This window comes from Tenacibaculum sp. MEBiC06402 (assembly GCF_049239625.1).
Classification (GTDB): Bacteria; Bacteroidota; Bacteroidia; order Flavobacteriales; family Flavobacteriaceae; genus Polaribacter.
The window spans coordinates 1-655 of the sequence record NZ_JBMKKT010000042.1 but is presented as its reverse complement, the minus strand read 5'-3'; the positions used below and the strand labels follow the sequence as shown (position 1 = coordinate 655).

At 29.2% G+C, this 655-nt stretch carries 1 protein-coding gene; it reads left to right on the top strand.

The features are described 5' to 3' along the window. The first annotated feature begins 60 nt into the window (after window positions 1-60). A complete protein-coding gene (locus ACOSP6_RS00360; protein WP_422092673.1) occupies window positions 61-615 on the top strand; it encodes a tetratricopeptide repeat protein in 555 nt (184 codons plus the stop codon). The last annotated feature ends 40 nt before the right edge of the window (window positions 616-655 follow it).

Here is a 655-nt window from a genome sequence, read left to right as displayed (position 1 = left end):
GACTCGCGTCCTTTCCCACAAAAAATCATACACAAATACGTTGGCAAACATTAGAGAAAAGTGGATATCCGAAAGAAAATATTTGAAAAATATGATGAATTCATTTTAGCCGAACAGAATGCTAAAAAAGATAAATTGCGTATTGAAATCAAATCAATGTTAGCTGACTACAATGAAAAAGACTCTGATTGCTACCACTTGCTTGGGCTTTTAAACTACGAATCGGATGACTGGAAAGTGAATATTAAAGAATCCATTCTCAATTTCAAAAAAGCAATTGAATTGGACGTAAATAATGTTTTCCCTCAATTATATTTAGCTCATTGCTATCAAGACCTAAATCAGTTTGAATTAGCACTAGAAAATTATAACAAAGTCGATAGAGAAAAAATAAAGGAATTACCAATTTGGAGATATATAAAATTGATCGAACAAATTGGTTATTGTGAATATAAACTTGGAAATGAAAAAATTGGAGAAAAATACTTTCAAGAAGTTTTAGAATGGTATAAAAAGATTCCTGAAACCGATAGAGTAATCCCATCAGAATTGATTGATTGTTTACCAAAAGATCATAGAATTGTTAGTGAAATAAAAAAACAGAAACTTTTTTAGAATAATAAACGATTTGCCAACAAAGTGTATAATTAATTGC